This window comes from Robinsoniella sp., assembly GCF_034124845.1.
In genome coordinates this window covers 1-9,767 of sequence record NZ_JAWYAJ010000290.1, presented here as the reverse complement: position 1 = coordinate 9,767, position 9,767 = coordinate 1, and the positions used below count along the sequence as shown (strand labels likewise).

Annotated in this window: 11 protein-coding genes; 8 read left to right on the top strand and 3 right to left on the bottom strand. The window is 41.7% G+C overall.

What is annotated here, in order from left to right:
* Window positions 1-33: 33 nt before the first annotated feature.
* Together ACH2DQ_RS14440 and ACH2DQ_RS14435 are read right to left on the bottom strand one after the other, a co-directional pair.
* Window positions 34-1,143, bottom strand: a complete 1,110-nt coding sequence (locus ACH2DQ_RS14440; RefSeq protein WP_394916183.1) for an NADH:flavin oxidoreductase — start codon at window positions 1,141-1,143, stop codon at window positions 34-36.
* Window positions 1,144-1,259: 116 nt separating this feature from the next.
* Window positions 1,260-1,970 (bottom strand): DUF1361 domain-containing protein, encoded by a 711-nt coding sequence (locus tag ACH2DQ_RS14435; protein WP_394916182.1) that lies wholly within the window; start codon window positions 1,968-1,970, stop codon window positions 1,260-1,262.
* A gap of 364 nt (window positions 1,971-2,334) precedes the next feature.
* Here ACH2DQ_RS14435 and rpsF point away from each other — a divergent pair, with 364 nt between their 5' ends.
* The 3 genes from rpsF to rpsR all read left to right on the top strand — a co-directional run bounded on the left by rpsF (window position 2,335) and on the right by rpsR (window position 3,427).
* Window positions 2,335-2,622, top strand: a complete 288-nt coding sequence (rpsF, locus tag ACH2DQ_RS14430; RefSeq protein ID WP_394916181.1) for a 30S ribosomal protein S6 — start codon at window positions 2,335-2,337, stop codon at window positions 2,620-2,622.
* Between the two features lie 19 nt (window positions 2,623-2,641).
* Window positions 2,642-3,094 carry a single-stranded DNA-binding protein gene (locus tag ACH2DQ_RS14425; RefSeq protein ID WP_027295276.1) on the top strand — a complete coding sequence of 151 codons (453 nt, stop codon included), beginning with the start codon at window positions 2,642-2,644 and terminating at the stop codon, window positions 3,092-3,094.
* Window positions 3,095-3,160: 66 nt separating this feature from the next.
* On the top strand, window positions 3,161-3,427 hold the full coding sequence (gene rpsR / locus ACH2DQ_RS14420) for a 30S ribosomal protein S18 (protein ID WP_394916180.1): 267 nt from the start codon (window positions 3,161-3,163) through the stop codon (window positions 3,425-3,427).
* Window positions 3,428-3,565: 138 nt separating this feature from the next.
* Here rpsR and ACH2DQ_RS14415 read toward each other — a convergent pair whose 3' ends face one another.
* A complete protein-coding gene (locus ACH2DQ_RS14415; RefSeq protein WP_394916179.1) occupies window positions 3,566-3,760 on the bottom strand; it encodes a hypothetical protein in 195 nt (64 codons plus the stop codon).
* Between the two features lie 357 nt (window positions 3,761-4,117).
* On the opposite strand from ACH2DQ_RS14415, the gene ACH2DQ_RS14410 reads away from it, so the two are divergent.
* The 5 genes from ACH2DQ_RS14410 to ACH2DQ_RS14390 all read left to right on the top strand — a co-directional run bounded on the left by ACH2DQ_RS14410 (window position 4,118) and on the right by ACH2DQ_RS14390 (window position 9,716).
* Window positions 4,118-5,146, top strand: a complete 1,029-nt coding sequence (locus ACH2DQ_RS14410) for a LacI family DNA-binding transcriptional regulator (RefSeq protein ID WP_394916178.1) — start codon at window positions 4,118-4,120, stop codon at window positions 5,144-5,146.
* Between the two features lie 312 nt (window positions 5,147-5,458).
* Window positions 5,459-6,463: a Gfo/Idh/MocA family protein gene (locus ACH2DQ_RS14405; RefSeq protein ID WP_394916177.1), complete on the top strand. Its 1,005-nt coding sequence runs from the start codon at window positions 5,459-5,461 to the stop codon at window positions 6,461-6,463.
* Window positions 6,464-6,488: 25 nt separating this feature from the next.
* Complete coding sequence (locus ACH2DQ_RS14400; protein ID WP_394916176.1) at window positions 6,489-7,322, top strand: sugar phosphate isomerase/epimerase family protein; 834 nt, start codon at window positions 6,489-6,491, stop codon at window positions 7,320-7,322.
* 58 nt (window positions 7,323-7,380) lie between these two features.
* The gene (locus tag ACH2DQ_RS14395) at window positions 7,381-8,283 is read left to right on the top strand and encodes a sugar phosphate isomerase/epimerase family protein (RefSeq protein ID WP_394916175.1); all 903 of its coding nucleotides are present in this window, start codon (window positions 7,381-7,383) and stop codon (window positions 8,281-8,283) included.
* A gap of 14 nt (window positions 8,284-8,297) precedes the next feature.
* Window positions 8,298-9,716: an MFS transporter gene (locus tag ACH2DQ_RS14390; protein WP_394916174.1), complete on the top strand. Its 1,419-nt coding sequence runs from the start codon at window positions 8,298-8,300 to the stop codon at window positions 9,714-9,716.
* Window positions 9,717-9,767: the final 51 nt, after the last annotated feature.

The following is a 9,767-nucleotide window of genomic DNA, read 5'->3' as shown; positions in this document are numbered from 1 at the left end:
GTATGCCAGGTGGTGTGAGAGGACGGGAGTTAGTCACTCCCTCCTACTTGATTTTCCTTTGTAAAACACCGTACAATAATTTCCTTCTCTGGTTCTGCATTTTGAGCAGTGCAGGCACCTGGCAGGAGTCATATCTCCGTCTTTCCAGCGCTTTATCAGATTAGGTTCCGTAAGCAGTGCCCTGCAGAATCCAAATCCTGCAATGGGGCTGTTCTGGAGCCAGTCCAGGGTTTTGTCAAAGTGTGAAACGCCTCCGGTGACAAATACGGGAATATCAACTTCTTCTGCAATTATCTTTGCGTATTCGATAAAATATCCGCCTCTTGTCAGAGGGTATCCATCAAAAATCTGTCCGGACATACTGTTTGCCTTGCCATGAATATTTCCGGACACTTCGATGGCATCAAATCCCATCTCATCCAGTTCCCGGCAGATCGGCAGGACTTCACCAAACGTCAGTCCTCCTTCAAAAAAATCGGAACAGGTTATTTTAATTAAGATTGGAAAATCCTTGCCCGTCGCCTGGCGAATTCCATCATATATTTCCCGGATAATTCGCAGTCTGTTGGACAGGCTGCCGCCGTATTCATCTGTGCGGTTATTATAATAAGGACTTAAGAACTGGTTCAAAAGGTAGGAGTGCCCTCCGTGTATTTGAACAGCATCAAAACCGCTTTCTTTAACACGAGCCGCAGCTTTTACATATGCATTTACCACATAATGAATATCTTCTTTGGTCATAGGAACGCCAACGGTGCCGGTGGATTTTTCCGGAATATCCGAAGGGGCAAATATCTTCCGGCTGCTTGTCTGATAGGTGGTCTTTGTTCCGCCATATGCAAGCTGCATCATTATTTTGGCGCCATACTTATGTACAGACTTTGTTAACGCCTGATATTCTGGGATAAATCTGTCATTGTAAATGCCCATCATTTTTTCATTTGGCTGCTCTTCCTCTAAAATGCGGGCATATCCGGTGCAGATTAAACCAACTTCATTTTTAGCCAGTTCTGTATATATTTTCTTTTGTTTATTCGTGAGATGCCCTTGTTCGTCAGACAGAGCCTCCCAGGTGGCACTTCGCAGGAAACGGTTCCTGCACACCATAGAATTTATCTTAAGAGGTTCAAATAGTTGTTTCATGTTATCAGCTCCAATCAACATAAAAATATAGTACACATTAAATTGTAGACCTAAAAAGCTAAAAAAGCAAGATTTCATTCTGAATTTCATTCTGAAAAAAGTACACAGAGCTCCCGTCAGAACTTCTGTATGGCGGACTGGGAATGTATCAGCCGGACCATGGATAGATAAAAGAAAAACAGTAAAAGTATCACAGCGGCAAAGCAAAGTGTAAATTGCAAAGCAAATATATTAAGCTCAGCCAGAATACCATTTATGAGGTTTACAGGCTGCAGGACATCCCAGCTGTTAAAGCGGAGAAACCGTCCCAGATAGACCCCGAATCCACTCATCAGGGAAACAGCAGATATGCAGATCCAGGAAATAAAAGGCGAAGTAAGTGTTGCGGACATTTTTAAAAACAGCCGGAGGGATTCCAGTCCAAGGATAACCCCGTAGATGCAGCCAATCCCGATGGTAAACATTTTAAACCATGCAAAGATATCCGTATTATATACCGTTTTTCCTTTTTCATAAAGCTCACCTGCTTTTTCTACCCATACCAGGCTGTCGTTGGAAATATGAATGAAATCCGTAATGATATAAATAGAATTTGGAAAAAATAACAGCCAGGATAAAGTAAAAAAAACAGCCCGGTATTTCATTTTTTGATTATAAAAGTATATGGATAATCCAATGAAAAGCAGTGGTAGAGCAGCCAGAAAAACATTCCAGCTCAGCATTAAATAAAGTGTATGGGGGAATTTCAGGTACATCAATATACAGATCAACCAGTATAGGATTACAGGATATATGAGAATATGATAGTTTTTCAATGTTTTTAGCATGTTAGTTCCTCCTTGCAGCACTGCCAGGTTTGCTATCTGCCGCGATGTGATCAGTCAGCGGTGTGATGATATTCTAAATTTTGTATAGGATCATTCTAACATAGGATAGTATGAAAAACTATTAAAATAAACAGGAATTGATAAAAGTTCATAAGACAATTTTATATTTGAAAAGAATCACTACTGGTCAGGAATAATCTCCAAGATAACATAAAAAAGTCGCAGAATCCCGCGAAAATTGGAAAAAAGTACTTGAAAAATTGTCAGCCTTATGATATGATTTTAACTTGTGATATATTATTTATTAATTTCCTTGCTCCCCACGTAGATAGGGGGCCAGAGACCATAAGGAGGTGCCAAGAGCATGAACAAATATGAATTAGCCGTTGTTGTCAACGCAAAAATCGAAGAAGATGTAAGAGTAGCAACTATCGAAAAGGTAAAAGAATATATTACCCGTTTCGGTGGAACAATCACAGATGTTGATGAATGGGGTAAGAAAAGATTAGCTTACGAAATTCAGAAAATGAAAGAAGGATTTTACTACTTCATCCATTTCGAATCTGATTCAACATGCCCAGCGGAAGTTGAAAAACGTATCCGTATCATGGAAAATGTTATCAGATATTTATGCGTAAGACAGGATGCATAGATAGAAAAGAGGAGAAAGTATGAACAAAGTCATTTTAATGGGGCGTTTAACCAGAGATCCTGAGGTTCGTTATTCATCAGGAGAAAATTCCATGGCAGTAGCAAGATATACATTGGCAGTAGACCGCAGATTCAAGCGTGACGGAGAAGCAACCGCAGATTTTATCGGATGTGTTGGTTTCGGAAGACAGGCTGAGTTTGCAGAAAAATATCTTCGTCAGGGTATGAAGATTGCTGTAACCGGACGTATTCAGACAGGAAGTTATACGAACAAAGACGGACAGAAAGTCTACACTACGGATATTGTTGTTGAAGATCACGAATTCTGTGAAAGCAAGAACGCATCTATGGCTGGCGGCGAAGGGGGCATGCAGTCAGCTGCACCATCATCAAGACCGACACCAAGTGCGGCATCAGGAGACGGATTCATGAACATCCCGGATGGCATTGATGAGGAATTACCATTTAATTAAAACGAAAATGAGAAGCAGATCTCATACATTATATGAATTCGAAATTTGTAAAAGGAGGTAACAAACATGGCTTATAATAGAAATGATAGAGGCGGCGATTCTCCGATGAAGAGAAGAGGCGGACGTAGAAGAAAAAAAGTTTGCGTATTCTGTGGTAAAGAGAATAACGAAATCGATTACAAGGATGTAAATAAATTAAAAAGATATGTATCTGAGAGAGGAAAAATTCTTCCTAGAAGAATCACAGGAAACTGTGCGAAACATCAGAGAGCTCTTACTGTTGCAATTAAGAGATCACGTCATATCGCTTTAATGCCATACGTAATGGATTAATCATTAAACGGATATTGAGACCGTCATTGTTTTATACAATGGCGGTTTTTGTGTAGATAAAATAATATTAAATTCAAGACTGCCCGGACAATTCGGAACAATTGTCCGGGCAGTCTGTGTTCAAAACTTGGAATGCTATTATTTGCGGCGGAGTAAAAAAGGAAGAGACTCTATTACGGAGAAGAGAATCATCAGCCCTGCTAATGACAGAACAGGGAGTACACGAAAGCTGTGTATATAAAAGCCTGCATCATGAATTGTTTTTGCGATTGCGACGATCAGGACGGGAAGCATGATAATGGCAAAGGCATTTACACAGAATTTAGTAATCATGGAAGGTATTCCTTTCTATTTTTAGTCATAGACATTTAAGCATATTTTCAGCAAATTGGCAAGTGGTGCGTTCACGAGCACACAATAGTGATTTTGTGTAAAACTTCTGAGGTTTAGGAGGTGAGTGTGTGGAATTTTTGTATATTATAAAAGGTGAAAAGAAGTTTTAGAAGCAATCCTGAGTACACGTTGTTCATCTTGTAAATAAAGAGAGGGTATTTCAGGAAAAGTTTGTTAATAACTTTTTCACGGTTGTTCTTAATTATCAGAAAAAGAAAAGTCAAAGGGGATAGCGGTTGCAGTTTATATGGAAAAAGCATATAATTAGTGACAGAAAATGTAACATAGGAGGAAATTATGGCGGTTACATTACAGCAAATTGCTGATAAATCAGGTGTATCAAGAGGTACCGTAGATCGGGCCTTAAATAACCGTGGAAGGATTAATCCGGAAGTGGCGGAACGGATTAAGAGAATTGCCAGGGAGATGGGATACCAACCAAACAGGGCAGGCAGAGCGCTGGCTATGTCCAGGCATTCCATCAAAATCGGTGTGATTCTCCAGTCTATTGATACCCCTTTTATGCAGCAGGTAAAAGAAGGGGCAGAGGCAGCAAAAGAAGAAGCAAGGCGCATGGGAGCAGAGGTTGAGATCAAGGAAATTAAGGGAATTGATGCTTCCGGTGCTATTTCCTATATGGAAGAATTGAGAAAGAACGGCTGTAATGCCATCGCGCTGGTGCCAAGTGAGGATGAACTGTTAAAAGCGACGGTGGATACTTTTGTCCGGGAATATCGGATACCGGTTGTTACTTTCAATTCAGATATTGCGGGATCGAAACGCCTGTGCTTTATCGGTCAGGATACGCTGCAGAGCGGCAGGACAGCGGCAGGGATTATGAGCGAAATTGTCCGGCCCGGTGGTAAAGTGCTGGTGATATCCGGACATCCTACCAATCAGGGGCATAAAAACAGGGCAAGAGGATTTATGGAGGAATTAAGGGAATGCAGGCAGGATGTAGAACTGCTTGACATTAAATATGCCTATGATGATGATTGGGTAGCTGAAAAAATAACGGAAGAAGCACTGAAGACAACGAAAGAGCTGGCAGGTATTTATCTGGCGGCGTCCGGAACGGAAGGTGTCTGCAAAGTCATTGAACAGTATGGAGTGTCCGGCAGGGTAAAGGTTATTTCCAATGATTTAACAGGAAAAAATGAAGAATATCTGAGAAAAGGGACGATTCAATTTCTGCTGGGACAGGATCCATATGCCCAAGGGAACCACTCCGTTATGATTCTGTTCCATAAACTATTTGACGGCATAGAGCCGGAAAAGGAATATAATTATACAGAAATTGTTATTAAAAACAAATATAACATTTGATGCTTGAAGTTTATCAAGATGAGATGAAGAAATAATAATAATATACCCATTAAAAATTACTGAAAATGAAATAATAGGTAAAAATAACCAAAATATGTGCATGATGTGTTGGCGAAAAAAGCTTTCTCCAAGCATTTTGCACATATTTTATTGCATTTCATATATTAGATAGCAAAATGTTCCAAAAAAGAGACAAACGAATTGTATAAAAAAGCAATTGCGTTCACGCGCACGCGATGATATTATAACCATAACAGAAATGACAAGCTAAATTTATAAAAAGTAAATAATATCAGAAAGGTGGAAAATGTGATGTTAAGAGTTGGAGTTATTGGATGTGGTGGAATGGGTAAGGATCATATTAAGAGGCTTACAGACAAGATTCAGGGGGTAGTAGTTACGGCTGTTTCAGATGTATTTGAAGAGGGGGCAAAGGCAGCGGCGGATATCTGCCAGGCGAAGATATATAGCAACAGCCAGGATTTGATTCATGATTCTGAGGTAGATGCAATTGTAATTACCTCTCCGGGATTTGCACATGCAGAATCGATCTTAGAGGCTATAAAGGCAGGAAAGCCTGTGTTCAGTGAAAAACCCCTTGCCACAACTGCAGAAGATTGCCTGAAAGTTGTAAAGGCGGAAATGGAATCCGGGAAACATCTGGTGCAGGTAGGTTTTATGCGCCGTTATGACAAAGGCTATAACCAGGTGAAGGAAGCACTGGACTCCGGCGAATATGGTGCTCCTTTAATGCTTCATTGCACCCATAGAAATCCTGAGGTGGGTACCGGCTATACCACACCCATGGCAGTGCATGATACCGCAATTCATGAAATAGATGTATTGCACTGGCTGATTGATGATGAGTATGAATCGGCGCAGGTGATAATGCCGGGCTGTACCAAGTATTCTCATTCTGAACTGAAGGATCCGCAGATCATGCTGCTCAGGACGAAAAAGGGAATCTGCATTGATGTGGAGGTCTTTGTAAATTGCAAGTTTGGTTATGACATTAACTGTGAGGTGGTCTGTGAGGACGGCGTGGTGAAGATGCCGGCACCGGCATACCCGGTGATCCGCAAAAATGCGTCATTGTCCACGACCATTGACACCGATTGTTTTGTACGTTTCCGTGATTCTTATGATACGGAGATGCAGAACTGGGTCCAAAATGCACAAAAAGGAATTGTGACAGGACCAACCGCATGGGACGGTTACCTGGCTGCTGTTACGGCAGATGCCCTTGTTAAGGCCCAGGAGACCGGAAAAATAGAGTCAATCATTACCGATATGGAAAAACCGGAATTTTATAAATAAAAATGGAAAGATGGAGGATTGTGATATGAAGATAGGATTTAATGAAGCAACCGCGCTGGAATGCAGGGGACAGTCGCTGCTGGCAGATCTGGAAGCATGTGAGAAATATGGTTTTGATTATATAGAGATACGCTTTGACTGTGTAAAGGATTATCTGAAAGACCACACTTTAGAAGATCTTGCAGAGTGGTTTCAGAATCATCATTTAAAGCCATGGGCTTATAATACACTGATTTTCTTTAACCAACGAGATGAGGAGGGCGTTAAGGAGATTGATGAGGAGACAGAGTTTATTATCAAAGTCTGCCAGGCAATCAATATGAAAATGTTAATTACGGTTCCTTCTTTTGATGTGAAGAACAAATCCATAACGGAGATTAAAGAAGAAGCAGTGGAGAGACTGCGCTATTTATCGGATAAAGTTGGAAATGACATTAAGATTTCCCTGGAATTCTGTGGAGCACCTAATTGTTCCATCAATCAGTTTGGCACGGCTTACGATGTGGTGAAGGAAACAGACCGTGAAAATGTAGGGGTTACGGTAGATACATTTCATTTCCATGAGATGTGTTCCAGACTGGAAGATCTGCAAAATGCAGACGGCAGGAAGATTTTTGCCTACCATTTAAATGACTGTGAGGACCTGCCGCTTGGTTCCTGCGGAGATGACAAACGCCTGTGGCCAGGAGAAGGTGTCGTGGATCATGAGGGGATAGCGAAAGCTTTAAAAGCAATTGGCTTTGACGGGGTGTGTACAATTGAAGAATTCCGCCCGGAATATTATGAAATGACACATGATGAAAACGTGAAAAAAGCTGCAGAAGTTACAAATGAATTTGTGGCGAAATACTTTGCATAGACTTTTATTTCAGGCAGATATAATGCCGGGTGTCAACCGGTAAAGGAGGAGTTAAACCATGAAGATAGCATTTGACGTGGATGTGTTAGCAAAGCAGATGAGTATTAATGATATGGTACACCAGGTGGCGGACTGGGGATATAAGTACATAGAACAGTCTCCCCATCCGCGCATAAATCCATTTTACAAGCACCCGCTTTTTTCCAGGGAATGCGAAATGGAGTATCGGAAGGCACTGGCTGAGACCGGTGTGGAGATTTCCTCATTTATTGTTGTTTACCGCTGGTCGGGGCCCACGGAAGAACAGCGGAAGATGGCAGTGGCAAATTGGAGAAAAATAGTGGAGATCGCAGTAAATATGGGAGTTCAGGTCATCAACACGGAGTTGTCCGGTGACCCGAACCAGCAGGAGATCTGTAACGGAATGTGGTTTCGGTCTGTGGATGAACTGCTGCCCCTGTTTGAAAAAGAAAGAATCCGGGTTGAGATACAGTCTCACCCCTGGGATTTCTGTGAACTAAATAATGAAACCTGTGATCTTGTAAAAAGTTACCGCTCGGATAATCTGAAGTATGTGTATTCGGCACCTCACGGATTTTTCTACGACCAGGGAAAAGGAGATGTACGTTCCATGCTCAGATATGCAGGAGATGATTTGAGCCATGTTCTGTTTGCGGACACTTTTAACCAGACAAAAGATTGCAGATATATTCTGAATCCCCCCTGGCTAAACCGTATGGGAAAAGAAGATGTGGCGGTTCATCAGCATAATCCAATGGGAGAAGGGGATGTGGACTTTTCTGGTATTTTTGACGAGTTGCGGAATATGGACTTTGCAAACAGAACCTTCAAGGCAGGAGGAGAGGCAATCTCCTGCGTATCGATCTTTGGTTATCCGGAAAGGATGGATGTGGAGGCGCCCCGGGCAAGGGAAATTATAGAAAAAGAACTGGAAAAATAAAGCGAGGTAAACGTATGGGGAGAATACCGGAGTTATTGAATTATAAACAAAAAGGAAAAGACATGAATGAGTTTGCCAAAGTTCCGCCAAAAGAAAAACTGGCATATTGCTTTGGCGATCCTGCGCTTACTTTAATGTACACAATGACAACAACCCTGCTGATTTATTTTTATACTAATGTCGTAGGCATTTCAGCTGGTTCCGTAGGTATGATCATGCTGGTTTCCAGGGTATTTGACGGTGTGTCGGATGTGATTATGGGTACTATTATAGACCGGACTCATTCCAAATACGGGAAAGCAAGGATATGGATTTTACGCCTTGCAGTCCCCTACGCTTTAGCGGCAGTTTTTCTGTTTACCATGCCGGGATTAGGTGATATGGGAAAAGTTATTTACGCTTTTGTTACTTATAATATCATGAATACAGTGGTTTATACGGCAATCAGCCAGCCATTTCATGCACTGGGCTCCTTAATGAGCCGGGACCGCAGGGAGAGGGATGTGATCTGCAATATACGCATGATACTTTCCATTACTGCAAGTATGGTTATTACTGCATTTACGCTGCCTCTGATTAATAAGCTGGCAGTAGTGATCCAGAATGAACAGGCTGCATGGATTATAGTAACGGCAGTGTACGCAGCAGTCTCTGTATTTGTGTTGATTAATACTTATATAACTTGCACGGAGCGGGTACAGACTGCGCAGAAGGTAAAAGAAAATATCCCATTTTTAAAAGCCTTAAAGGCCACTGTTACCAATCCATATTTTTTGATTGCATTAGGATTAATGCTTTTCTATACAGTTTACCAGATAATTATTGGGACGGATTTAACATATTACTGCCAGTATGTTCTAAATGATGTAGATCTGGTGATGCCATTATCTGCGGCAGAAAAAATAGCAACCATTGCTGGTATTGCACTGTTGCCCAGAATACTGCCGAGGTTTGGAAAACGAAGTCTCATCTGTGCCGGATGTCTGGTGGGAATTGCAGGGCAGTTAATATTTCTTCTTAATATAACAAGCGTTCCTTTGGGAATTGTAACCTGCATCATGCGTGGGATTGGCATAGCACCGTTTTATGGAGTACAGTATTCCCTGCCGAGTGATGCAATCGAATACGGGCACTGGAAGACCGGGATGCGTATCGAAGGATTGATGTTTTCCTCCATGAGCATGGGGCAAAAAGCCGGTTCCGGATTCACATCGGCAATTATGGGAGCGGTTTTATCCATGGCAGCATTTGATGGATTAAAAGCAACTGCTGCTGAGCAGGCGCCGGCGGCAATAGAGGCAATAAAATCATTCTATCTGTATGTACCCATAGGAATCTGGCTTATCATGTTTCTCATAGCAGCCTGCTATCGGCTGGACAGGAAATATGACCGTATGATGGGTGAATTAATGGCGCGGGATCAAGAGGCCTAGAGCGTGTTTTAAAATTAAAAGTTGCACAAAACAAATGTTTTGCATCTCCGT